15 protein-coding genes are annotated in these 25551 nt (G+C 68.5%); 9 read left to right on the top strand and 6 right to left on the bottom strand.

Features of this window, described 5'->3' with window-relative positions; genetic code table 11:
* Nucleotides 1–2 precede the first annotated feature (2 nt).
* A complete protein-coding gene (locus tag E8A74_RS53480) occupies nt 3–755 on the bottom strand; it encodes a hypothetical protein (protein ID WP_170229885.1) in 753 nt (250 codons plus the stop codon).
* 309 nt (nt 756–1064) lie between these two features.
* Here E8A74_RS53480 and E8A74_RS45945 point away from each other — a divergent pair, with 309 nt between their 5' ends.
* Together E8A74_RS45945 and E8A74_RS45940 are read left to right on the top strand one after the other, a co-directional pair.
* Nucleotides 1065–2114, top strand: coding sequence for a tetratricopeptide repeat protein (locus E8A74_RS45945; protein ID WP_136935517.1), 1050 nt, complete (start codon nt 1065–1067; stop codon nt 2112–2114).
* Nucleotides 2108–8557 carry a MopE-related protein gene (locus E8A74_RS45940; protein WP_136935516.1) on the top strand — a complete coding sequence of 2150 codons (6450 nt, stop codon included), beginning with the start codon at nt 2108–2110 and terminating at the stop codon, nt 8555–8557. The genes E8A74_RS45945 and E8A74_RS45940 overlap by 7 nt, the downstream gene beginning before the upstream one ends.
* A 70-nt stretch (nt 8558–8627) precedes the next feature.
* On the opposite strand, the gene E8A74_RS53475 is transcribed toward E8A74_RS45940, so the two are convergent.
* Nucleotides 8628–9734 (bottom strand): hypothetical protein, encoded by a 1107-nt coding sequence (locus E8A74_RS53475; protein WP_170229884.1) that lies wholly within the window; start codon nt 9732–9734, stop codon nt 8628–8630.
* 108 nt (nt 9735–9842) lie between these two features.
* Between E8A74_RS53475 and E8A74_RS45925 the strand changes: the two genes are divergently transcribed.
* From E8A74_RS45925 to E8A74_RS45915, 3 genes are read left to right on the top strand one after another with little or no spacing between them, the layout of a single operon-like run.
* The gene (locus tag E8A74_RS45925) at nt 9843–11384 is read left to right on the top strand and encodes a methyltransferase regulatory domain-containing protein (RefSeq protein ID WP_170229883.1); all 1542 of its coding nucleotides are present in this window, start codon (nt 9843–9845) and stop codon (nt 11382–11384) included.
* Nucleotides 11385–11425: 41 nt separating this feature from the next.
* Nucleotides 11426–16576, top strand: a complete 5151-nt coding sequence (locus tag E8A74_RS45920; protein ID WP_136935512.1) for a pesticin C-terminus-like muramidase — start codon at nt 11426–11428, stop codon at nt 16574–16576.
* 4 nt (nt 16577–16580) lie between these two features.
* Nucleotides 16581–17363 carry a hypothetical protein gene (locus E8A74_RS45915; RefSeq protein WP_136935511.1) on the top strand — a complete coding sequence of 261 codons (783 nt, stop codon included), beginning with the start codon at nt 16581–16583 and terminating at the stop codon, nt 17361–17363.
* A 14-nt stretch (nt 17364–17377) separates the two neighbouring features.
* On the opposite strand, the gene E8A74_RS45910 is transcribed toward E8A74_RS45915, so the two are convergent.
* Nucleotides 17378–18226 carry a hypothetical protein gene (locus E8A74_RS45910; RefSeq protein WP_136935510.1) on the bottom strand — a complete coding sequence of 283 codons (849 nt, stop codon included), beginning with the start codon at nt 18224–18226 and terminating at the stop codon, nt 17378–17380.
* On the bottom strand, nt 18223–19089 hold the full coding sequence (locus tag E8A74_RS45905) for a hypothetical protein (RefSeq protein WP_136935509.1): 867 nt from the start codon (nt 19087–19089) through the stop codon (nt 18223–18225). Before E8A74_RS45905 ends, E8A74_RS45910 begins: the two co-directional genes overlap by 4 nt.
* A gap of 115 nt (nt 19090–19204) precedes the next feature.
* Between E8A74_RS45905 and E8A74_RS45900 the strand changes: the two genes are divergently transcribed.
* The 3 genes from E8A74_RS45900 to E8A74_RS45890 are packed head-to-tail and all read left to right on the top strand — an operon-like array spanning nt 19205 to nt 22361.
* Nucleotides 19205–21205 (top strand): type VI secretion system Vgr family protein, encoded by a 2001-nt coding sequence (locus tag E8A74_RS45900; RefSeq protein WP_136935508.1) that lies wholly within the window; start codon nt 19205–19207, stop codon nt 21203–21205.
* A gap of 11 nt (nt 21206–21216) precedes the next feature.
* The gene (locus E8A74_RS45895) at nt 21217–21969 is read left to right on the top strand and encodes a toxin-antitoxin system YwqK family antitoxin (protein ID WP_136935507.1); all 753 of its coding nucleotides are present in this window, start codon (nt 21217–21219) and stop codon (nt 21967–21969) included.
* Between the two features lie 2 nt (nt 21970–21971).
* Nucleotides 21972–22361 carry a DUF4280 domain-containing protein gene (locus E8A74_RS45890; RefSeq protein ID WP_136935506.1) on the top strand — a complete coding sequence of 130 codons (390 nt, stop codon included), beginning with the start codon at nt 21972–21974 and terminating at the stop codon, nt 22359–22361.
* 163 nt (nt 22362–22524) lie between these two features.
* On the opposite strand, the gene E8A74_RS45885 is transcribed toward E8A74_RS45890, so the two are convergent.
* Entirely contained in the window at nt 22525–23433 is a 909-nt protein-coding gene (locus E8A74_RS45885; protein WP_136935505.1) for an AraC family transcriptional regulator, read from the bottom strand.
* Between the two features lie 110 nt (nt 23434–23543).
* Here E8A74_RS45885 and E8A74_RS45880 point away from each other — a divergent pair, with 110 nt between their 5' ends.
* Nucleotides 23544–24431, top strand: a complete 888-nt coding sequence (locus E8A74_RS45880; RefSeq protein ID WP_136935504.1) for an SDR family oxidoreductase — start codon at nt 23544–23546, stop codon at nt 24429–24431.
* Nucleotides 24432–24477: 46 nt separating this feature from the next.
* Here E8A74_RS45880 and E8A74_RS45875 read toward each other — a convergent pair whose 3' ends face one another.
* A complete protein-coding gene (locus E8A74_RS45875; RefSeq protein WP_136935503.1) occupies nt 24478–24885 on the bottom strand; it encodes a hypothetical protein in 408 nt (135 codons plus the stop codon).
* Between the last annotated feature and the right edge of the window lie 666 nt (nt 24886–25551).

Genomic DNA, 25551 nt, shown 5'->3' with positions numbered 1-25551 from the left:
AGTCAGTAGCGTACCGTGAACTGCGCCGAGGTCGGCCCCACGCGCAAAGAAGCGGCGGTGGGGCTCGACGCGTCACGCCCGCCGTAAATCCAGAAGCCGAGCCCCGCAGCGGTGCTCGCGAGCGCGAACGCGAGGGCCCGGGGGATGAACGGGGCCGCGAGGCCGTCGACATTCTCGTTATGGGCCGTGGCGGCCGCGAGGCTCACGCCGGCGAGGCCCGCGCCGAGGGCCGTCGCGAAGATGCCGAGCTCCGTGAAATGGTCGCTCCGGCGGGGGACGGGCTTTCGGTCGGACGCGAGCCCCACCGCTGCCGCCGTGCCGGCGGCGAGGCTCATGCCGATGCCGCCGGCGAGCACGAGCTGGCCGACGAACTCGAGCTTCGGATCGAGCACGCCATAACAACCCGCGACCCCGCAGCGCTCGACGTGCGTGTCGGCGACCCCCATGAGGACGCCGCCGGTCACGACGAGCGCCGCGCCGAGGCCGAGCAGGCCGAGGCTATACGGCACCGTGGGCGTGCGCGCCGGTGGCAGCTCCTTCGGCGCGGGCGCGGGCGTAGGCGGCGTCGGCCGCAGGGCCGGGCGCGGCGGCGCGGAGGGTTTGTCCTCAATGCTGATTGTCGTGTCCTCGCGCGCGGGCGTGGACGACGGCGCGGGCGGCGCGGGTTCGTCCGGGCGCGCCGCGGCCGGCGTGGTCAGGACCAAGAGCGCGCCCGCGAGCGCGGTGGAGAGGAGACGGTGGCCGGTCCGCAGCACGGGAGCCTCAGGAGGACGCCGCGGCTGCGCAGCCCACGGACGCGTGCTCCGCGCAGCGGAAGCCGGTGATGTGACGGACCCTCTCCATACCTTCGTGCTCCCCTTTCGGACGCGCGGATGGCGTGTTCGTTCGCGCCCTTGGCGCGCATCCACGTTCTCAAAGTTTCGCGCCGCGGACAAGCCGGCGACACGTTCGCCTCGGGCTGGATCGCGTACGAAGCCACACGAAAAAGACAACCACCTCGAACAGCCTTCGATCGCCGCAATGTTCTTGATCCGCTGCAGGATCGCCCTGTAACATCCCACACGATGCGGTGTGTATTGTGGTTTCTCGCGGGCCTCGCGGTGTTTCACGCCGGAACCGAACGAGCGTGGGCGCAGGATGCGAGCGGGGATGCGCCTGCACAGGCGAAAAACGCGCTCGACAAGGCGCAGGAAGATCTCGACGCGGGTCGTTACGCCGAGGCGTGCAAAGCGCTCAGGCAGATGTACCGCGAGGATCCGCGCCCCGCGACCCTCTACCGCATCGCGCAGTGTTACGACAAGTGGGGGCGCATCGCCACGGCGGCGGTGCACTACGACGACTACCTCGCCACGTTCGGCCAGCTCTCCGACACCGAGCAGAAGGCAGAACGCGACAACGAGGAGGCGGCCTCGGCGCGCCGCGAGGCGCTCGAAAAACGTATCCCCAAGGTCGTGCTCCGGGTCCCGCGCGAGGCGCCCGGCACGACACGCGTCCTGCGCAAACCCCTCGACGAGGGTCCGCTCGTGCAGGTCGCGATCGGCGTGCCGCTGCTCATCGATCCGGGCGAGCACGTGCTCATGACCGAGGTCCCCGGCCGCGCCACGACGTTCACCAAGTTCACGCTGCGGGAGGGGGAAAACCGCATCGTCGACGTGACGATTCCCACCGAGGGGACCACGACGGGCTCGCCCACGAAGACGGCCAAACCCCTCCAGCCCGTGCCTTCCCTCATGCCCGCGCTCGATCCCGGGATCTCGGGGCGGCGGGTCGCGGCCTACACGCTCGGCGGCATCGGCGCCGTGGCGATCCTCGGCGGCGCGGTGACGGGCGCCATCACCTGGGCGCAAATGGAGCCCGCCGAGACGAATTGCCGCGAAACGACAGACGGCACCGTCTGCAACACGACGGGCCGGGGAGCGAAGGACACCGGCGCCGCCACGGGGCTCATCAGCACCGTGCTTTTCCCGGTCGGTTTCGCGGCGCTCGGAGCGGGCGCCCTCCTTTATTTCACCGAGCCCCCGCCATCCAAGTTCGAGAGCGGGGCGCCGAAGGTTCGTGTCGGAGCGACCATGGGCCCGAACGCGGGTGCCGTGGAGGTTGATGTAAAATGGTGAGCACCAAGCACTTCGCTTCCTGGCTCGTGCTGCTTTTTGGCCTCGGCGTGGTCACGAGCTGTACGAACCTCCTCAACTTCGATACCGACTACGTCTCGAACCCGTGCGACGAGGAGAACCTCCCGCCGCTGAGCTGCGGCGACGGCGCCTGCCGGGTCTCCGTGCCCGCCTGCGTGAACGGGCTGCCGAACCAATGCGTGCCCAAGCAGACGCAGGCCGAGGAGATCTGCGACGGCATCGACAACAACTGCGACGGCCAGATCGACGAGGGCTGTCAGTGCAGCGGGATGCAGTCGTGTTACAGCGGCGATCCGCTGACGCGCAACGTCGGTCTCTGCACGGACGGCCTCCAGAGCTGTGAAAACGGCATCTGGTCCGATTGCTTGGGCGACGTCATGCCCGAGATCGAGATCTGCGACCAGCGCGACAACGATTGCGACGGCCAGGTCGACGAGGGCTGCGAGTGCAGCGGCACCCAGGAGCAGGAGTGTTACAGCGGCTCCAAGGACTCGTTCCTGACGGGCACCTGCAAGCCCGGCAAGCAGAAGTGCGAGAATGGCACGTGGGGCGACTGCAAAGGCGACGTGCTCCCGACGTTCGAGGATTGCGACGGCTTCGACGACAACTGCAACGGCGTCATCGACGACGCGAACCCCGTCTGTAGCTGCATCGGCAACGAAGAAGAGGCGTGCTACTCGGGCGACCCGACCGACATCGGCAAGGGCGCGTGCAAGGCCGGCAAGCGGCAATGCATGAACGGCATGTGGGGCCCGTGCGTCGGTGAGGTGACGAAGCAGCCCGAGATCTGCAACACGATCGACGACGATTGCAACAACTCCGTCGACGATGGCGTGCAGGGGCTCGGCCTGCCTTGCGTGAACGGCATGCAATCGGGCCCGTGCGCCGAGGGCACGACGATCTGCACGTCCGAGGGCCTCTTCTGCAAGCCGAACGTCTCGTCCTCGCCGGAGGTCTGCGACGGGATCGACAACAACTGCGACAGCACGATCGACAACGGCGATTTCTGCTGCCCCGATGGCTTGAAGAGCGGCTCGGAGCCGGACGTCGACTGCGGCGCGGCCTGCCCGCTCAAGTGCCCGGTCAACAAGAAGTGCTCCACGAGCGGCGACTGCGAGACGGGCGTCTGCCAGGGCGGCGTCTGCCAGGGCGCGAACTGCGCGGACAACGTGCAGAACGGCTCGGAGAGCGACGTCGACTGCGGCGGCACGAGCTGCCCGCCCTGCGTCACGGGCTTCACCTGCAAGCAGCCGAACGACTGCGAGAGCTCGATCTGCATCGCGACCAAGTGCGGCGCGGGCACCTGCAATGACGGCGTGAAGAACGGGCTCGAGACGGACACGGATTGCGGCGGCCCGGCCTGCGCGGATTGCCCGATCGGCAAGGGCTGCACCGTCGGCGCCGACTGCCTGAGCGGCGTCTGCGTGAGCACGACGTGCGCCACGCCGGAGTGCAACGACAACGTCAAGAACGGGACCGAGACGGACACGGACTGCGGCGGCCCGAGCTGCCCCGACTGCTCGGACCTCAAGAAGTGCCTGACGGACGGCGATTGCACGAGCAGCGTCTGCACGGGCAGCTTCTGCCAGACGCCGACGTGCGGCGACAGCAAGCAGAACGCCTCCGAGACCGACGTCGATTGCGGCGGCCCTGCCTGCTCGAAGTGCGGGACGGCCAAGAAGTGCGCTGCAAGCACGGATTGCTCGAGCGGCGTCTGCACGGGCGGCTTCTGCCAGGCGTCGACGTGCAGCGACAGCGTCAAGAACAGCTCGGAGTCCGACGTCGACTGCGGCGGCGGCACGTGCCCCAAGTGCCCGCTCGGCAAGCTCTGCAAGCTCGACGCCGACTGCCAGGCGAACTTCTGCAAGGACGGCTCCTGCCAGGCAGCGCAGTGCAACGACGGCATCAAGAACGGCTCGGAGACGGACGTCGACTGCGGCGGCCCGGCCTGCGCCGGCTGCGGGGCCGGCAAGGGGTGCACGGGCACCACGGATTGCCAGAGCAGCGTCTGCACGGGCAACCTCTGCCAGGCGCCGAAGTGCGGCGACGGCGTCAAGAACGGCAACGAGTCGGACATCGACTGCGGCGGGACGTGCAACGACTGCTCGGTCGGCAAGATCTGCACGACGGACGGTGATTGCCAGAGCGGCGTGTGCAGCCTCGGCACCTGTCAGGCGCCGAAGTGCAACGACAGCGTGCAGAACGGCAGCGAGACCGACATCGATTGCGGCGGCGCCGTGTGCCCCAAGTGCCCGAACGGCGACACCTGCGCCCAGCAGTCGGATTGCCAGAGCAACGTCTGCGCCGGCACACTCTGCCAGTCCGCGACGTGCAACGACGGCGTCAAGAACGGCACCGAGACCGACGTCGATTGTGGTGGAGCGGGCTGCGCCAAGTGCCCGCCCTCGAAGGCGTGCGGCATCGCCGGGGACTGCACGAGCGGCGTGTGCCAGGCGAGCGTCTGCGCGAGCCCTGTCTGCAACGACGGCGTCAAGAACGGCAGCGAGACGGACGTCGACTGCGGCGGCCCGACCTGCGTCGATTGCCAGAACGGCAAGTCGTGCGGCGCCGGCTCGGATTGCCTGAGCGGCGTGTGCATCGGCCTCGTCTGCCAGGCCGGCGCGTGCAACGACACGGTCAAGAACGGCAGCGAGACCGACGTCGATTGCGGCGGCCCGGACTGCGCCGACTGCGCGACGGGCAAGGCTTGCGTGGCGGACGGCGACTGCCTGAGCAGCGTCTGCAACGGGAGCGTCTGCCAGGCGCCGACCTGCGGTGACAACCGCAAGAACGGCAGCGAAACCGACGTCGACTGCGGCGGGCCCGCGTGCGCCGATTGCGCCGTCAGCAAGCTGTGCAGCTCCGGGAGCGATTGCATCACGGGCGTGTGCCAGAACGGCTCCTGCCAGGCCGCGCTCTGCAACGACGGCGTCAAGAACGGCAACGAGACCGACGTCGACTGCGGCGGTTCGACCTGCGTCGACTGCGGCGTCGGCAAGAGCTGCGCGACGGGGAGCGATTGCACGACCAACTCGTGCGTGGGCAACGTGTGCCAGTCGCCGACGTGCACCGACAACGTCAAGAACGGCACCGAGACCGACGTCGACTGCGGCGGCTCCTGCGCGAACAAGTGCGCCAATGGCAAGCTCTGCACGATGGGCGGGGACTGCCAGAGCAACGCATGCGCCGGCGGCACCTGCCAGGCGCCGCTCTGCAACGATGGCATCAAGAACGGCACCGAGACCGACGTCGACTGCGGCGGCCTCGCTTGCCCCGACTGCACCGCGGGCAAGACGTGCGGGATCGACGGCGACTGCATCAGCCTCGTCTGCATCATGGCGAAGTGCATGTCGCCGACGTGCACCGACCAGGTCAAGAACGGCACCGAGACCGACGTCGACTGCGGCGGCCCCTCGTGCAGCAAGTGCGCGGTCCTGAAGGTCTGCTCGTCCGGCACGGATTGCGTGACGAACGTCTGCACGGGTGGCCACTGCCAGAACGCGGCGTGCAACGACCTGAACAAAAACGGCAACGAGACCGACGTCGATTGCGGCGGCGGGATCTGCACGGGTTGCTCCCCGGGCAAGTCCTGCAACCTGCCGAGTGATTGCTTGAGCACCGTGTGCACGAGCAACGTTTGTCAGGCTCCGACGTGCATGGACGGCGTGCACAACGGCAGCGAGACGGACGTCGACTGCGGCGGCCCGACCTGCGTCGACTGCGCGAACGGCCTGAAGTGCGGGGCGCCCAGCGACTGCCTGAGCAACGTTTGCACCGGCGGCATCTGCCAGACGCCCACCTGCAACGACGTCGTCAAGAACGGCAGCGAGACCGACGTCGATTGCGGCGGCCCCGTTTGCCCCGACTGCGCATCGGGCAAGATCTGCGGCGGGGCTGGTGACTGCTTGAGCGGCGTGTGCACCGGCAACACCTGCCAGGCGCCCACCTGCCTCGACACGGTCAAGAACGGCAGCGAGACCGACGTCGATTGCGGCGGCCCCGTTTGCCCCGACTGCGTGGCCGGCAAGGCGTGCAGCGGCCCCGGCGACTGCGTGAGCGTCGTCTGCACCGGCAACATCTGCCAGACGGCGACCTGCAGCGACGTCGTCAAGAACGGCAGCGAGACCGACGTCGATTGCGGCGGTCCCGTTTGCCCCGACTGCGTGGCCGGCAAGGCGTGCACCGGCGCCGGCGACTGCGTGAGCGCCGTCTGCACCGGCAACGTCTGCCAGGGCGCGACGTGCGCCGACCTGGTGAAGAACGGCAACGAGACCGACGTCGACTGCGGCGGTCCGACCTGCCTCGATTGCGCGAACGGCAAGATCTGCTCGATTCCCGGGGATTGCCTGAGCAGCGTCTGCACCGCGAACCTCTGCCAGGTGCCGCTCTGCAACGACGGCGTCAAGAACGGCACCGAGACCGACGTCGACTGCGGCGGCCCGACCTGCGTCGATTGCGCGAACGGCAAGGCATGCTCGGTCCCTGGTGATTGCGTGAGCAGCGTCTGCACCGGAAGCCTCTGCCAGGTGCCGACCTGCAACGACGGCGCGCAAAACGGGACCGAGACCGACGTCGATTGCGGCGGCACCTGCCCCCTCGATTGCGCGAACGGCAAGGTATGCACCGGGCCTGCTGACTGCCAGAGCGGCGTCTGCATGGGCAACGTTTGCCTCACGCCGACGTGCGCCGACCTGGTGAAGAACGGCGGCGAAACGGACGTCGACTGCGGCGGCCCGACCTGCACCGACTGCATCGATGGCAAGGCGTGCAGCGTGGCCGGCGACTGCCTGAGCGGCGTTTGCACCGGCAACCTCTGCATGGCGCCGGCGTGCAACGACCTGGTGAAGAACGGCGATGAGACCGACACCGACTGCGGCGGCACCTGCCCGAACGATTGCGCGAACGGCAAGGTGTGCAGCGTTCCCGGCGACTGCCAGAGCAGCGTGTGCACGACCAACATCTGCCAGGTGCCCACGTGCTCCGACGGCGTGAAGAACGGCACCGAGACCGACATGGATTGCGGCGGCACGTGCGTCGCCGATTGCGCGAACGGCAAGGCGTGCAGCGTTCCCGGTGATTGCGTGAGCGGCGTGTGCACGGGCAACATTTGCCAGGTGCCCACGTGCTCCGACGGCGTGAAGAACGGCGCGGAGACCGACGCCGACTGCGGCGGTTTGTCCTGCGTGGGGCAAGGCAAGACGTGCGCGGACACGAAGGGCTGCGGCGACGGCGACGACTGCACGAGCCGCGTGTGCGGCGGGAGCAGCACGTGCTCGGCGCCCACTTGTTACGACGGCGTGCAGAACGACCGCGCGCCGCAGAACGAGACCGCGCTCGACTGCGGCGGGGCGTGCGGCCCCTGCCGGTTGTTGTTCGCGGCGAGCAACGCGACGGACATGCTCCTCGCCGAGTTCAACGCGGACAGCGCGACGCCGACCTGGACGACGACGACGAAGGCCGGCTCGTTCACGGCCGTCCCGCCCGACATCGCGCTCACGACGACGGGGGTCGGCCTGGCCGCGATCCGCGACGACGGCGTGGGGTACAAGCCGCGCGCCGTGCGCTGGACCCAGGCCGGTGGCTGGGCGAGCTTCGCGGACATCAACGCCGTGGCCATCGAGTCGACGCCGATGCTCGTCCCCGTCGGCACGACGGCCACGATCCTCGCGACCTGGCGGAGAGGCGCGGTCGCGCCGGGCGTCGTCGAGTTTGCCCAGTACGATGCGGCGACGAGCGCGTGGAACCCGACCAACGAATCGGTCTTCACGCTGCTGACGACGACCCCGACGACGGTGGCGCCGGACATCACGTACGTCGCCACGAATACGCCCCTCGTCGCTTACATGGACCGCCCCGGCGGAGGGAGCGGACAGCACAACATCTACTTCCGGACGAAGTCGGGCGGGAACTGGAACACCACCAACACCATCGACAGCAACGTCAACACGGCAGAACCCGTGCTCGCCCGCCTCAAGGACGGCACGGCGCTCCTGGTGTTCAAGGACAGCGACAATACCTGGAGGTCGCGCCTCCGGGGTGCCGGTGGCTCTGGAACGTGGGGAGCTGTCTCGTCGACCGACCTCGGTAGCTGGACGAAACGGCCCTCCTTGACGGCGCTTGCGGATGGCAAGGCCATGCTGGCCTACATCGACGGCAACGACGACGTGCAAGCGAGGATCTTCGATCCGGCGGGCCCCTCGTGGACGAACGCCACGAACGTCTCCGGCGCGGCGAACAACGTGCTCGGCAACATCTCCGTGACCCGCGGCCTCAACACGGCCACCGCCGAGATCCTCTACATCCTCGACAACACGGACGATGACGTGATGCACGCGCGGCTCGTCGGGGGCTCCTGGACCTCGACGGCGGTCCCGACCGTCACGAACCGCCCGCACCTCGCGATCACATCCCCGCCCCTGCCCTGACGCCCGCCTCCTGCCCCTCCCCCTCTCCCGCCCCGGGAGAGGGGGGCCGTGGGGTGAGGTAAAACCTCCCCTACCGCTTCCCCGCCGCCGCAGCCGCCGCCTTCTTCTTCGCCAGCTCGGCCTCTTCCACGAGGCAACGATGCGGCTTCGTCCCGGCGCTCCCTTCCCCGCAGATCAAACAAAAGAACGCCGTCACCGGCTCCGGCGGTGGCGCCTGCTTCCCCGGCCGACGCGACGGCGCCGCGGAAAGCGGCTTCCCCTCGGCCGCCGCCGCCGCAGCCGCAGCCTGCTCCGCCGCCTTCTTCCGCCGCTCCAGCTCATCCCGCAGCGCCCGCACCTCCACCGCGAACGCGTCCTTCTGCACCGACAGCGACTCCGCGTCCTGCTCGGCTTGCCTCAGGGCGCGGGACAGCTCCTCGATGCGCCGCGCCGCCGCGGAAAGGTCCCCCGCCCGGCCGTCGCCCTTGTCCCGGACCGCGGCAAGCTCGCGTTCCCTCGTCGCGAGCGCTTCCTCGGCCGCGGAGAGGGCCCGCTCGCGCGCTTCGAGCGCCTCCCGAAGCTCGGAAAGCTCCCGGTCACGTTTTGAAAGCGTTTCTCGAAGTTGGAAGACCTCCCGCTCGCGTTTCGGAAGCTCCTCCCGAAGTTCGGAACGCTCGCGTTCGCCTTCCGCCAGCGTTCCCTGAAGCTGGAACCGCTCCTGCTCGCGTTTTCCAAGCTCTTCCCGAACCTCGGAAAGCTCCCGGTCGCGTTTTGCGAGCGTTTCTCGAAGCTGGAACAGCTCACGCTCGCGGCTCGCAAGCTCTTCCCGAAACGCGGAAAGCTCTCGGTCGCGTTTCTCCAGGTCTTCCCGCGCCGCGGAGAGCTCTCGCGACCGCTTTTCCGCCGCCGCGCGCGCCTCCGCAGCCGCCTCCGCTGCCGCGCGCGCCTCCGCAGCCGCTTCCGCAACCGCTTCCGCTGCCGCTTCCGCCGCCGCTTCCGCTTCCGCTTCCGCCGCCGCTTCCGCCTCCGCCGCCGGCAGCGCCTTCTTCGCTTCCTCGGCCGCCTTCGACAGCGCCCGCGCTTCCTCCCGCGCGGCCTGAAGCTCCCGCGCGAGCGCCCCGCGCGACCGCAAGAGCACCCCGATCACCAGCGCGAGCGCGGAGACCACGGCGACCAGAATCAACGACAGCCCATCCATACGCGCGACCGGCGAGCGCGCAGCATGCGGCCTCTCGGCCCTTCAAGGCAAACACTTGCGCCCGCTCCCCGATCCCGCCAAGGTGGCCCGCCCTTCCGGAGGACGCGCGTGGCCGTCGCGAACGAGGATTATTTCTACGAGGCCCTGCCCTTCGCCGAGACACACCCCGATCACCTCGGCGCGATCGGCGTCCTCTTTGGCCTCCGGCCCGCCCCGCCCGCTCGCTGCCGCGTCCTCGAGATCGGCACCGCCACCGGCGGCAACGTCCTGCCCATGGCCGCCGCCTTCCCCGAGAGCCGCTTCGTCGCCCTCGACCGCGCCGAAGACTCCCTCGCCGTCGCCCGAAAACACGCCGAAGGCGCCCGCCTCCGCAACGTCGCCCTCCACCTCGCCGACATCCGCGAATTCGAGGACGAACCCGCATCCTTCGATTACATCGTCTGCCACGGCGTCTACTCGTGGGTCCCCGACGACGCACGTGAGGCCATTCGACGCGTCGTCCGGCGCCACCTCGCGCCCCACGGCCTCGCGTACATCAGCTTCAATACCCTCCCCGGCTGGCACCTGCGCGGCGCGATCCGCGACATGCTCCGCCGCGAGGTCCCCGCCGAGGGCTCGGCCGCCGAGCGCGTGGAAACAGCGCGCGCTTTTTTGCGCTTCCTCGGCACGGAGACGCTCCGCTCCGATCCCACGCGCGCCTGGCTCGCGAGCGAGCTCGAGACGATCGCCGAGCTTTCGGATCATTACCTGCTCGGCGAGCACCTCGTCGCGTGCAACCACGCCGAGTACTTCGCCGACTTCGCCCGCGACATGAAAGACGCCGGGCTCGCCTTCGTCACCGACGCCCAGGTGCCGCTCGTCTTCCCCGAGCGCCTCGGGCCCGCCGCCGCCGAGGCCGTCCGCGCGCGGGCAGGAAACGATCTCGTCGCCGTCCAGCAGCAGCTCGACCTCCTCGAACTCCGGTGTTTTCGACGCGCCATCCTCTGCCGCGACGACGCGCCGCTCTCGCCGCGCGTCGCGGCCGATCGCCTCGCGTCGCTCGTGCTCGCCTCGCCACTCTCGCCGGGGGCCATGGCGCCGGACCTCGCCGAGGGCGTCGAGGAGACGTTCGTCGGGCCAGGCGGCGCGATCGGCACGGACCAGGCGACGCTCAAGGCCGCGCTCGTCACGCTCGCCGCGTACGCGCCGGGCGGGCTCTCGTTCGACGCGCTCGCCTGGGAGACCGGCGAGAAGCTCGGGCTCGCCGCATTCGAGGGCGAGGCGCGGGCGCGGCTCGCGCGAAACCTCCTCGGCCTCTACACGAAGGGCGCGATCCGGCTCTGGGCCTCGGCAAAGCCCGCGGCGCGGGCGCCCGACGAAAGGCCACGCGCCTTCCCGTTTGCACGTTATCAGGCGAGCATCGGCAGCCCGTTTTGCACCACGCTCCTGCACGAGGGCGTGCAGGTCGATTCGTTTGATCGGGTGGTCCTCGCGCGCATGAACGGCACGCGCGACGCCGCCGCGCTCACGGAGGCGGCGCTCGACGAAGCGCGGCGAGGCGTGGTGTCGGTGGAGATGAACGGCGCGCCTTGCGTGGACGGAGAGGTCTTCGCCGAGATCACGGAACAGAAGCTCCTGCGCTTCGCGCGCATGGGTTTTTTGATGGAGTGATCGAGCGGGGCGGCGTGTATCATCCTGGGTCCGGTGGCATCATGAGCGGCACCCACGTTTTCCCCCATTTCTCCGAGCTCACGTTCGCCGTCGAGGGGGGCAACACCAAAAAAGTCCTGGAGGTGCACTGGCCCGATTCGGCGGCGTCCGGCGTGACGATCGGGGCGGGCTACGACATGGGCAACCGCAGCAAGGCCGAGGTGAAGGCCGACCTCGTGGCCGCGGGCGTGCCTTTGGCGGACGCGGAGAAGCTCAGCGCCGGCGCGGGGAAGAAGGGGGACACGGCCAAGAAGTGGGTCGCCGACAATGTCGCGACCCTCCCGACGATCTCGAAAGAGGTCGCCAAGACGCTGTACCAGAAGATTTACCCCGACTACGTCGAGCGCGCGCGGACGCAGGTCGGCAAGCACGACGGGGACTGGGAGGCGTACCCCACGCCGATGAAGGAGGTCCTCGTCGACCTCGCGTATCGTGGGGACCTCACCACGAAGCACCCGCGGCTCATCGCGTGCATCAAGAGCAACGATTACTCGGGGTTCTGCACGCTCATCCACGACCTCGAGTACTGGCAGAGCAACACCAACCTCCAGAAGCAGAAGCCGAAGAACAGCGACGGCTCGTTCGCGAAGGAGCAGCGCGGCGGGTACAACTGGCGCATCCTCGACCGCTCGGACTTCCTGACGAAGGCCGGCGACGCGGCGGACGACGACGGCGACGACGAGCCGCAGCCGACGGTGGTGTATCGCGAGCCGACGATCCAGTTCGATCTCGCCAGCATGTCGGAGGAGGCGCTCTACGACCACCTGCGCGACGCATGGGAGCGGGCGCAGAAGCGCTTCGGCAACGCGGGCAAGGCCGAGTACGAGTTCCAGGACGAAAATGGCCGCGTGAACCTCCTCGGGGCGCGCGGCTTCGACGCCGAGAAGCGGGTGCCGGTCCCGAGCACGAACACGAAGTACGACGATTGCATGTTCGTCGTCTACAAGACGAAGGAGGGCGCGAAGAAGGTCGAGCTCTTCCATTGCTCGACGGAGTGGACGCGTTTCCCGAGCAAGAAGAACCCGGACAAAGCGGACGCGGTGATCCTGCTCGGGCAACACAAGTACCAGCTCGCCAATCACGGCACGTCGCGGTACGCGACCCACGTCAGCCTGAAGGACATCCACGCGGGAGGCGACTTCAGCAAGAAGAACTATCGCGCGCTGCGGCCGGATCCGACGGTGAAGATCACGCGGCAGGGCAACGCCGAGAAGGTCGGCGCCGTGGGCGATACCGCGAGCTACACCGAGGACAACGGCACGATCAACATCCATTACGGCGGCGAGCACATCGTGGTCCCGAACGGCGGGACGGGCGGCTGGTCCGACGGATGCCAGGTCCTCGCGAAGTACGACCGATTCAAGAAGTTCATCGAGCTCATCGAGAGCGACCCTTCGATCAAGGGCACGATCCACAACGAGCTCGCTTCGAAGCCCACGAAGGACGGCACGCGCTCCTTGATCTACACCCTCGTGGAGGGGGATTTCCTGTCGCCGACGAGCGGAGGCGCGAACATCTGCTTCCCGATCGTCGGCAAGGACGCCGCGGCCCATTATTCGCTGAACGAGGGGGGCGAAGGCGGGTTCTTCCCCATCGGCGCGAACAATTTCTGGCACGGGGGCGTGCACCTCGACGCGGGGACGGACGCGGTCCAGGCCATCGCCGACGGCGACATCGTGGCGTACCGCGTGAACAAGAAGGCGCTCGAGGTGAAGCTCGGCGACGAGGCGATGAAGTACTCGAATGGCTTCGTCCTCGTCCGGCACGAGCGGTACACGCCGAAGGGCGCGAAGCTCGAGCTCTTCTCGCTCGCAGTGCACCTCCTGCCCTTCGACGAATACACGGACGCGCAGAAGAAGAACCCGCCCGTGATGTTCAAGAAGCACAAGTTCACGATCGCCACGACCGAGGACGCGGGCGGGCTCAACGTGCGCGAGACGGGCAAGGGCAGCAAGGTCCTGCGCGTGGCCAAGCTCGGCGAGGAGGTGACGTTCAAGAACCCGAACGCCGTCGCGCCCGGGGGCAAGGTCGGGACTGGCTGGCACGAGCTCGCGACCGGCGGCTGGGTCTACGTGGGGGGCGAGGGCGACCCCAACGTGAAGTACGAGTTCCAGCTCGAGCCCGCGAAGCTCGATCAGGTGGTCTCTTGCAAGATCCCGGTCGGCGCGGGGGCGATCCTCGGCTACCCCGGCGTGTTCTTCACGCGGCCTTCGACGGTGCATTTCGAGGTCCTGACCGGCGACGTGGAGTTCATGAAGAACCCCAAGGGCGACACGGGCGGCCAGGGGCTCTTGCACGTCCCCGCGGGGACCAAGCTCAAGAAACGCAAGACCGTCACGCCGCCCGAGGTGAAGGTGGACATGCCCGCGGGCGCGCGCCTCACCTTGATCGAGCAGCCGCCCGGCGATCTGCGCAAGGTGGCGTGCGCCGAGGTGATCGGCTGGACGAAACGCAGCGCCCTCGGGCCTTATGACAAGGCCACCGGGACGTACGCCCTCGAAGCCCCACTCGCGACGCTCACGGCGCAGGCCGGCGGCGGCGCGGCGATCCCGATCGACGCGAAGAAGGGCGACAAGGTCCATTACGTCGCGGAGAAGGGCGACACGGATCGGCAGGTGCGGTTCGTGCTGCCGGCGGCGGAAGTGGCGAAACGCACGGGCTGGGCGAAGCGCGACGCGCTCGGGGACTGGAATGCGACCTCGAAGCGCTACACGTTGAAGGCGCCGCTCGTGGTCCTGTACAAGGACAAACCCGACGACGCGGTGACGTTCGAGGAGGGCGCGGGCACGACGGCGGAGGACGTCTTCACCGACGTCTTGCCGGCCTCGGACGCGCGGGTCTACAAGGACCAACAGGGCAAGACCTGGCAAGAGGTCGATGGCGGCGGGAGCAAGGGCTGGGCCGAGCTTGAGAAAGACGGAAAGGTCCTCTGCCCGTACGACTGGCCGCGCTGGCAGCGTATCGAGGAGAGCTCGAAGTTCAGCCAGGATGGGCTCTGCGACGCGCCGGGCCTCCTCGCGCTCGTCGACGAGAACAAGGACGGGAACGTGACGGCGGCGGAGATCAAGGCCGCGCTCGGAGATCCCGTCCTCGCGCAGAAGCTCCGGCGCGTGGCGTGCCTGCATCCGACGGAGTGGGCCGGCGAGGTCCCGGGGCTCGATCGTTTGTTGGGGCCGCCCTGGAACCTCGACGCCGCCTCGCTCGCGGCCACGCGTGATTACATCAAGAAGCTCGGCTTCTGGGGGGACGCGTCGAGCGCGGGCCTGCCCTCGAAGGACAAGGTCTGGCACCTGCACCCGATCGGCCTCATCGAGCACTGGCGCACGCTCACGCTCCTGCAAGCGGCGCCCGCGGAGACCAAGGCGACGACGGGGCAAACCTCGTCGGGGCAGACGACGTCAGGGCAAACCTCGTCGGGGCAAACGACGACGGGGCCGAAGCCGACGGAGACGGGCAGCGAGCTCGTCGTGTTCTGCGAGCACGAGCTCGGCAGCCGGCAGGGCCGCGTGAAGAACGTGGACCGCTACGAGGTGGTCCAGGACGTGAAGGCCGGCAAGGACCAGGTGACGCTGCTCCACAAGGACAGCGCCAAACCCTCGCCGGCAGCGCTCACGGTGACGTGCCGCGGCGAGAAGACCCAGGTGAAGGGCGAGGCGCAGGCCCAGGGCTACACGCAATACGACATCGACGCGCCCTTCAAGGGCGCCCAGATCAAGAACATCCTGGAAGGCACGTTCTGGAGGAATTTCACCCAGGCGACCGAGTACAAGGTCGAGGGCCTCGCCAAGCCGGTCACCATCGCGAGCTACCGGCCGAACACGTGGAAGCTCTCGATCAAGCTGCCCCCGATGCGCGGCTACAAGGTGGGCGCGAAGCTCGAGAAGGAGACCCAGGTCGTCGTCGGCCCCAAGGGCGTCGCCGCCGCGCAACGAAAGACCGCGACGATCGAAAAGGAGGTCACCGGCTGGAAGAACACCACGACCAAGACGACCACGGTGACGCAGACGACCGCGGTGGCGATGAACGCCACGCAGCTCATCGCCGCGCAAAAGACCGAGGCCGAGACGAGCCCCCTCGAGGTGAAGGCCACGAAGCGCGTGCAGCCCATCGAGCTCACGTGCGACGGCAAGCTCGTCCCCGACGAGCTCGCGACGTTCAATACGCTGCTCGGCATCGTGGGGATCGCGAACCAGGTGCTCGGGATCCTCATCGCCATTCAGGACGTGGTGCCCAAGGTCGGATGGTACGCCGAGGCGAGCGTCCAGATCCTGCAGGGCTCGTTCAACCTCGAATGGGGGATGAAGGAGTACAAGGATCACCGCACCTACTTCGGGCTCAAGGCGAGCATCGACCTCGTGCTCTTCGCGATCTCCCTCGAGGTCGGCGTGGGGGTAGAGTGCGGCTTCAAGGCGCAGGTCTTCGCCAAGATCGACGGCAGCCTGACGCTCAGCCTGAGCGCCGAGCGCGTCAACCCGGGGGCGGGTTTGGCGCTGCAGGTGCCGCTCGCGCTCACCATCACCGGCTCGGTGGGGGCGCGCTTCGAGGCGGGCAACTGGGTCAAGCTCGAAGGCTCGTTCGAGACGGCGCTCGAGCTCTCCGGCACGTTCGAGCTGCATGTGGAGAAGGGCGCGTCGGTCTCCGGGTCCTTGAAATGGACGGGGCTCAAAGGGAAGGTCACCGCCTCGGTGGGCAAGGGCGGCTCGCTCGGCTCGTACGCGAAGCAGCAGAACTTCGTCGACGCGGAGGACCTCGGCAGCTTCAAGTGGCCCGACAAACCCTACGTGGCGCCCCACATCACGAAGAGCCAGATCGAGGGGATCGTGCTCGGCAAGATCACCGAGGGGCTCAACGTGCGGGTCTTCACGGAGTCCGGGAGCGCGTTCACCCCGGACACGCAATGGTCCTCGCAGAAGATCGCGGCGACGATCGCGGCGAAGATCGACAGCCGCGCGGACATCCGCCGCGACTCGAAATCGATGGAGGGGCTCGCGCACGACATCCGGCAGCGGCTCGACGTGATCGGCACGAGGGACTGGGCGCGCGACTGGATCGACGACAAGACCTTCCTGAATTTCGTGAACAAGGAGCTCGATAAGATCATGACCACGAGCTACGTCGATCCGTGCAAGGAGCTCCTCGCCAGGTGCAAGTGAGATCATGCAGGCCAAACCCATCCATCACCTGAACCTCTCGCTGCGCGCCTGCCTCGCGCGGATCACGCTGAACGGCTTCCAGCTCGACGCGGTGGACGCGCGGGCGCCGATCAGCCTGGCGCCGCCGATCAATCAGCTCCTCGTCGGCAAGGGGAACGTGCTCGGGATCCAGGCATTGCCGACGATCACGCGCGAGGGGATGAGCTCGCCGCTCGACATCGATATCACGGGCTCGGTGTCGGCCTATCAGGAGGGCGACTTCGTGGCGCCGGACGCGCCCGGGGACGTCGTGCTCACGATCGACGTGAAGAGCGCCCTGGCCGGCCAGGTCCCGGCGATCCCGCTGCAGCTCTCCTTCGAATTCGATAACGACGGGCCGGCGTTCCCGGCACTCTTCCGGGAGGCAGCGCCGATCGAGGAGCCGGAGCCGCTGCTCGCGTACGCCGCGCACCTCCGGGATCTGTTCGCGGCGAAGGATGTGGCCGGCATCGTGAAGGAGTTCTCGCCGAAGCTCCGCGATTACGGGATCGCGTATGACGAGACGGAGGCGCGCATGCGCGACGAATTCGTGGAATTCGTGCAGAGCCGGCTCTTCCCGGGGCCGATGGATCTGAAGTTCGAGGCGTCGCACATCCTGCCCGTATCCATGTGTGAAGGGAGAATCTGGGAGCTCCAGCGAAAGCCGCTCCGCCCGCTGCTCCAGACGCTGCCGGACAAGGACGGCGGGCAATTCCAGATCCCCGTGTACGTGGCGCGGGTGGACGGCGCGCTCCGCGTCGTGCGCTGACGCCGAACCGCGATTCAGAGCGAGAAGATCCAGCGCTTCGGCGGATCCTTCGGCGCCTCGGGCGTGGCCTCGGGCGTGGCCTCGGGCGTGGCCTCGTCCTTCACCTCGTCGCTCTTCACCGGCCCGGCCCCGACGGGATTGTCGAAGCGGCGCTTCGTGTCGACGCGCGTGAGGGGCCACATCAAATCGATGAGGCCCTTGGCGGCGGGATGCGGCCCGGCGGCGATCTCGGCCGCGGCCGCGACGTACGCATCCTTGACCTGCGGTTCGGGGACAATGACGCTGCCCTGGGGATGAAGCTGAAGCGTCAGGTCGAGATCGACCTTCGTGTTCGCCGTCTTCACGCCGCGCGCCTCGTCGGCCGCAAGGAGCACGAGCTCCTTCGCGAGCGTCGAGGGGCGTTTTTGCAGGCCAAACGAGCCGAAGAGCAGATCGGTGAGCTTCGCGATGAGCTTCAGCGTGGAGTCGATCACCTGATCGGACTCGACACGCGCGAGCACCGGATACTCGGGCGGGACCTCGGGCGCGGGGCGCAGATCACCGGCCTCGTTTTTCGGACCCGTGAGGGGCGTCGCGTCCGCGCCCTCCACCATGAAGCCTTCGAGCTCGACGTCGTGCGGGCGCACGAGCACGAGCGAGAGCGAGCCGCGCAGGTATCGCTCCGCGAGCTGCTCGATCACGACCTCGTCGCGGAGGTGATGAATCGAGGAGCGATGCAGCTCCTCGGCGAGCATACGTCGGAGCTCCAGCATGCCGCGACGATCGAGCGCGACGTTCCGCAAGAACGCGAGGATGCCGTGCCGATCGAGGCGCCGCGGGCGGCCCAGCAAGACGTTCCCGAAGCCTGTCGTCTCGGCGCTCATTCGACAGGACTCGCGTTACGCGGACGCACGAAGGGAGTTGGGCGGAAGAGGTCGGCGAAGCTCTTGCCGAGCGAGTCGACAGCGCCCTTCGTCGTCTGCGCGGTGCCGCTCGCGACGTTGACGAAGGCGTCCGGCACCGCGGGCGCGGGGCGGCTCGACGTCGGGGGCGACGCCGGGCCGAGCGAGGCGGAGAGCTTATCGATCGCGAAGCGCGCGCTCTCGCCGGTGCTCTTCGCGGCGCTCTTGTATTCGACCGGCACCGAGGGCTTCGGCCGACCGAGGCCACCGCCGGGCCACCGCGCCGTGTCGAGCGCGATATCGACCGTGCTGCGCGCGCCCTGGATCCGCGTGCCCTCCTCGCCCGCGACGAGCACGTACGTGCGTGCGATCGTCGATTCGCGTTTCTCCCGGGCGAACCTGCCGAAGAGCAGCGCCGCGAGATCCGCGACGAGCTTCGCCGTGGATTCGATGACCTGATCGCTCTCGACGCGCGCGAGCACCGGATACTCGGGCGGGACCTCGGGCGCGGGGCGCAGATCACCGGCCTTGTTTTCCGGGCCCATCACGGCGCCCGTCGCGTCGCCCTCGACGAAGAAGCCCGGCGCGCGGGTGTCGCGCGGGCGCAAGAGCACGAACGTGATGCGCCCGGTCGTGATGCGCTCGGTGAGCGAAACCAAGACCTCGTCGTCGGGCATCGCCTCGACGAGGGTCTTGGGGACGTCGTCGGCGAGCACGCCTCGCAGATACCGCGCGCCGCCCGGCTTTTCGGCGATTTGCGCGAGGGTCTCTGCGGCCTCGTCGCGGCTCGGGAGCCTGGGGCGGCCGAGCTGGAAGAGCCCCATGCCCGTTCGGAAGAACGTCATCGGCTGGTCTCTCCCCAGAAGCGCACCACGGTCGGGTGATCTTCGATGAGCGCGCGCCGGAGATCAAGCCTCTTGCCGAAAGCCCGAGAAGCCCGGTACGCTCTTTCCGAGATCCATGCCTTATCCGCAGGGCAGCCTCGGCATCGCCATCTCGACGCCTTTCGGCGCGGACGCGGTTCTGCTCGTCGATCTGCACGGTGAAGAGCGGATCTCGGGGCTCTTCCGCTTCGAGCTCGAGCTCGTGTCGCCAGAAAAAGCGCTCGACTTCAAGGCCATCGTCGGCAAGGGCGTGACCTTGACGATCCGGGGCATGGCGAAGGAGAAGCCGCGCTTCATCCACGGGATCTGCACGCGGTTCGTCCAGGCAGGTCGTGTCGGCAAGCAGACGCGTTACCGCGCGGAGCTGCACCCGTGGTTGTGGCTCCTCGGCAAGACCAGCGATTGCCGCATCTTCCAGGAGAAGAGCGTCCCCGACATCCTGAAGGCGCTCTTCCAGGAGCTCGGCTTCTCGTCGGGCGAGCACTTCAAGGATTCGCTGAAGGGCTCGTACTCGCCGCGCCCCTACTGCGTGCAGTACCAGGAGACCGCGCTCGATTTCGTGTCGCGTCTCATGGAGGACGAGGGGATCCACTATTATTTCACGCACGAGGACGGCAAGCACGTGATGGTGCTCTCGGACGACAGCGCGTCGGCCGTGCCGTGTCCGAACCTCGACAAGGCGCGGTTCGTCGAGCAGTTCTCGTCGTCGACGGACGAGGACGCGGTCGTCGAGTGCACGCTCGAAGAGGAGATCGTCGCGGGGAAGTACGCGTCGACGGATTACAACTTCGAGATGCCGAGCACGTCGCTGCTCGCGGAGGTCTCGGGCGAATCGGGCAAACTCGAGCTCTTCGAGTACCCGGGCGGGCACATCGAGAAGAGCCCGGGCGACGCGCGCGCGAAGCTCCGCATCGAGGCGGAGGAGGCGCGGGCCGTGCGTTTGTCCGGCTCGTCCAATTGTCGCGCCTTCACCGCGGGCCACGCGTTCAAGCTCGACGAGCACGATCGGGACGACGCGAACACCGACTGGGTCCTCGGCGGCGTCGTGCATCGGGCGAGCCAAGAGGGGTACACGAATACCTTCGAGGGCTTCCCGAAGAAGACGCCGTACCGCCCGCCGCGCATCACGCCGAAGCCCGCGATCCCCGGCACGCAGACGGCTGTCGTCGTGGGCAAGAGCGGCGAGGAGCAGTGGACGGACGAATACGGGCGCATCAAGGTCCAGTTCCACTGGGATCGCAAGGGCGCGAAGGACGACAAGAGCTCGTGTTTCGTGCGCGTCGCGCAGCCCTGGGCGGGCAAGAGCTGGGGCGCGTGGTTCTTGCCGCGCATGGGGCAAGAGGTCGTCGTGAGCTTCATCGACGGCGATCCGGATCGGCCGCTCGTGACGGGCTCGGTGTACAACGCGGAGCAGACGGTGCCTTATGGGCTGCCGGGCGCGCAGACGAAGAGCACGATCCTGAGCCGCTCGACGAAGGAGGGCGACGCGGGGAACGAATTGCGCTTCGAGGACAAGAAGGACAGCGAGGAGTTCTACGCGCACGCCCAGAAGGACATGCTCTTCGAGGTGGAGAACGACTGGACGGTCAAGGTCCTCCACGATTACACGAAGAACGTCAAGAACGAGCGGAAGGTGACGATCGAAGAGGGCAACGAGTCGCTCACGGTCACCAAGGGCAACCGCACGATCAAGGTCGACAAGGGCGACGAGACGCACAGCGTGAAGGGCAAACGCACGCTGGAGATCACCAAGGACGAGGCGCACACGAACAAGGCGAACCTCGATTACAAGGTGACGAAGAACTACACGATCAAGGTCGACGGCGACCTCGTGATCGAGGCGAAGAGCGTCACGATCAAGGCCAAGCAGGCGTTCACGATGAAGGCGGGCACGGACTTCAAGGCCGAGTCCGGGACGGGGATGACGCTGAAGGCCGGCACCGATTTCAAGGCCAAGGGCGGGACGAACATGACGCTCGAGGGCGCGATCGCGCTGAAGGCGAAGGGCGGCGCGCAGGCGGCGGTGGAGGGCGGCGGCATGCTGACGTTGAAGGGCGGCATGGTGAAGATCAACTGAGCGAGGGCCCGATGCCGACCGACCACGAAGAGCGCGACGAAAGCGGCAAGCTGATCTCCCGGTTCCAGATGGAAGAGGGCGTGCTGCACGGCGAGTTCGTCCAGTACGGGGAGACCGAAAAGCAGATCGCGCACCGGGCGAATTACGCGAACGGCAAGCTGCACGGGCTCTCGATCTCGTACGACCCGGAGGGGCGCGAGGTCGAGCGTTCGTCCTTCGAGAACGGCGTGCTGCACGGCGAGACGAAGCTCTTCGACGAGCACGGCAAGATCTCGCAGATCGTCACGTTCGTGAAGGGCGAGCAGCACGGGCCGACGCGTCTTTACGACGAGGGCCGGCTGCGGACGCTCATGCATTTCGAGAAGGGCAAGCAGAACGGCCCGTTCCTGTCGTTCGACGAGCAGGGCAACGAGGTCGTGCGCTCGTTCTACAAGAACGGCAAGCTCGAAGGCGAGTCCTTGTTCTTCGACAGCAAGGGCAACACGCTGCGAAAAGCGAACTACAAGGCGGACAAACTGCACGGGGAAGTGATCGAGTACTTCCCGAACGGCGAGGTCCGCGAGCGCGCCACGTACGACAACGGCAAGAAGCAGGGCGAGTCGTTCAGCTACGACGTGCAAGGCAAGTTGAAGGCGAAGGCGACGTACAAGGACGGCGAGAAGCGCGGCGAAACCGAGTACGACGACAAGGGCATTCCGAAGTCGAAGGAGGAGAAGGAGACGTCCTTCTTCGACAAGATCGTGAACAAGCTCGCGGGAGGCTGACGATGGGCCAGCACGTATGCATGGGCGGGATGATGCAATGTAGCTTCGGCGTGGCGCCGAGCACGCTCACGGTGCTGCCCGCGAACCGCACGCTGAACAGCGCGGGACCGCTGGCAAACATCATGGATGGCAAGCCGATGCTGAACGTGCTGCCGTTCGGGATGTGTCAAAGCCTGGCGAACCCGATGGTGGCCGCGGCGACGGCGGCGGCGATGGGCGTGCTCACGCCGATGCCGTGCATTCCGAACACGCCGGCGCCGTGGATCGTTGGTGCCCCCACGGTGCTCCTGGCGAACATGCCCGCGCTGAACAACAGCTCGAAGCTGATGTGCATGTGGGGCGGCGTGATTCAGATCTCGTTCCCCGGGCAGGTTACGGTTCAGGTTCCGTGATCGCGGCATCCGGCGTCGCGGCGAGACGTGGTCGGACTAGAAGTGGTCTCATAAACCGTTGGGAGCGCCCCGAAGCTAGGGAGGGCGAAGCGAGGAATCCTACGCGGATTTCGAGCGAGGCCGACCGACGATTCGGGGCGCGAGTAGGTTTATGAGACCACTTCTACATATCCTGGACGACCGCGGCCGTCTGCTTCAGCGCGCGGGTGTCGCGTAGCGGCGCGTCGCCGAACATGCGCGAATACTCGCGGCTGAACTGCGAGGCGCTCGTGTAGCCGACGCGGAACGCCGAGACCTCGGCGCCCGCGCCCTCTTCGACCATCAGGCGGCGCGCCTCCAGCAGGCGCAGGCGCTTCTGGTACTGCAGCGGGCTCATCGCGGTGGCCTCCTTGAACCGCTTGAAGAACACCGCCCGGCTCATCCCTGCGGTGCGCGCGAGCGAGGCGATATCGACGTCCTCGGCGAGCGATGCCTGCAGGTGATGGACCGCCTCGGCGATGCGGTGCGCCTGGCTGCCCGCGCGCACGAGCTGACGAATCGCCGGGCCGTCGGGGCCTTTCAGCAGGTGAAAGATCAGCTCCTTCCTCACGAGCGGCGCGAGCACGGTCGCATCGTCGGGCGTCGCGAACAGCGCGCCCAGCCGGCTCGCGGCGTCGAGCATGCGGTCGCTCGCCTTGCCGATGAAGATCGCGCGCCCCGTGTGCTCGACGTCGTCCGGCCGCGCGCGGTCGAGCTGCGCCGCGACCTCGCGCAGCGCGACCGCATCGAAGTCCATCTTCAGGCCCAAGAGCGGCCGCGCCGACGACACACCCGCGACCCGGCTCGTCACGGGCAGGTCGATCGGGCTGACGATGTAGTGCGGTTCGCGCTCGCGATAGACCTGCCCCTCGAGCAGGATCTCCTTCGTGCCCTGCACGGCGATGCAGAACGACGCGCGCCAGTGCCGCTTCGCGCGTTGCTGCGGGCGCGAGACTTTGATGCAAGAAATTCCGGGCACGGGCGAGGCGTGCACGCCGTCGCTGGGGCACCACCAAGTGATGAGGTCCTTCAACGTGTCGCGCCCGGGGATCACGGTGGAAGCCTAGCCCCCGCGTAGACGATCGGGCAAGAACGGGAGACGGCCGTGTATTTCGCGAGCGCCGCGGCGGTGCCATCGTGGATCGCGAACCAAGGAGGTTCCCTATGCGTATCTTCCTCACGGGAGCCAGCGGCTTCATCGGCTCCGCCATCGTCCCCGAGCTCGTCCGCGCCGGCCACCGCGTGCTCGGTCTCGCGCGCTCGGATGCGTCCGCCGAGAGGCTCGTCGCCGCGGGCGTCGACGTGCACCGCGGCTCGCTCACGGATCTCGATGGCCTGCGCCGCGGCGCCGCCGCCTGCGACGGGGTGATCCACTGCGCGTTCTCTCATGACGACTTCAACGACTACGCCGGAAACTGCGAGAAGGACCGCGGCGCGATCGAGGCGCTCGGCAGCGCGCTCGTCGGTTCCGATCGCCCGCTCGTCATTGCCTCCGGCCTCGCGCGCTTCACGCGGGGCCACGTCGCCACCGACGACGAGACGCCCGACACGTCGACCGGCGGCCTGCGGACCGCCTCCGAGCGGCTCGCCTTCTCGTTCGCGAGCCGCGGCGTGCGCGTCTCCTCGCTGCGGCTGCCGCCGTCGGTTCACGGGGATGGCGACCACGGGTTCGTCCCGATGCTGATCGAGATCGCGCGCAAGACCGGGCGCTCGGGGTACGTCGGAGAGGGCGAAAACAGGTGGCCCGCGGTGCATCGGATCGACGCCGCGCGGCTGTTCGTCCTCGCGCTCGAGAAGGCGCCGGCCGGCGCGCGGCTCCACGCGGTCGGCGACGAGGGTATCCCGACCCGCGACATCGCCGACGTGATCGGTCGCAAGCTCGGCCTGCCTGTCGAGTCGGTCCCCGCCCCCCACTTCGGCTGGCTCGGCGCGTTCTTCGCGCTCGACACCCCTGCGTCGAGCGCGCTCACGCAGGAGCGGTTCGGCTGGAAGCCCGAGCAGGCGGGCCTGCTCGCCGACCTCGAGCACGGCACGTACTTCGCGCGCGCATAGCTACCGTTTTTACCCGGACGCGCGGAGCTAGGACGGTTCGACGCTCTCAGGCATTCGGTTTGCCGCTGCCGGGCCATTTGGTGCCGGGCGCGGCGGGCGTGGCGGGCTTGGCGCCGGGAGATACGGGCGCGCCGGGAGATGCGGGCGCGGACGGAGGCACGGGGGCGCCGGGCGTGGGTTTGGCGCCGGCAGGGACCACGGGGGCGCCGGGTGCAGCAGGCGCGGGTTTGGCGCCGACGGGGATCCCGGGCGCCGCGGGCTTGGCAGCAGGGGCCGCGGGGACGCCGGGCGCAGCAGGCGCGGCGGGTGCAGCGGCTCCCGCGGGCACGACGGGTTTGTCGCCGGCCTTCGGCGCTGCGGGGGCACCGGGGATGGCGGGTGCAGCAGGCGCGGCAGGAGGCGCGGCGCCCGCGGGCACGGCGGGTTTGTCGCCGACCTTCGGGGCCGCGGGCACGGCCGCGCCGCCCGGGATGGCAGGCTTTTCACCGGGCTTCGGCGCTGCGGCGGCGGCCGCCTCCGCGCCTGGAACCGCCGCAGGGGCGCCTGGAACTCCCGCAGGGGCGCCTGGAACCGCCGCAGGGGCGCCTGGAACTCCCGCAGGGGCGCCTGGAACTCCCGCAGGGGCGCCTGGAACCGCCGCAGGGGCGCCCGGAACCGCCGCAGGGGCGCCTGGAACTCCCGCAGGGGCGCCTGGAACCGCCGCAGGGGCGCCCGGAACCGCCGCAGGGGCGCCTGGAACCGCCGCAGGGGCGCCTGGAACTCCCGCAGGGGCGCCCGGAACTCCCGCAGGGGCGCCCGGAACCGCCGCAGGGGCGCCTGGAACCGCCGCAGGGGCGCCTGGAACCGCCGCAGGGGCGCCTGGAACCGCCGCAGGGGCGCCCGGAACTCCCGCAGGGGCGCCTGGAACCGCCGCAGGGGCGCCCGGAACCGCCGCAGGGGCGCCCGGAACTCCCGCAGGGGCGCCCGGAACTCCCGCAGGGGCGCCCGGAATCGCTGCCTTCGCGTCCGGAGCCGCCGCAGGGGCGCCCGGAATCGCTGCCTTCGCGTCCGGAGCCGCTGCCTTCGCATCCGGAGCCGCTGCCTTCGCGTCCGGAACCGCCGCAGGGGCGCCCGGAATCGC

The sequence above is a fragment of the Polyangium fumosum genome, from assembly GCF_005144585.1.
Lineage (GTDB): Bacteria > Myxococcota_A > Polyangia > Polyangiales > Polyangiaceae > Polyangium > Polyangium fumosum.
This window is presented reverse-complemented; position numbering and strand designations above follow the sequence as displayed.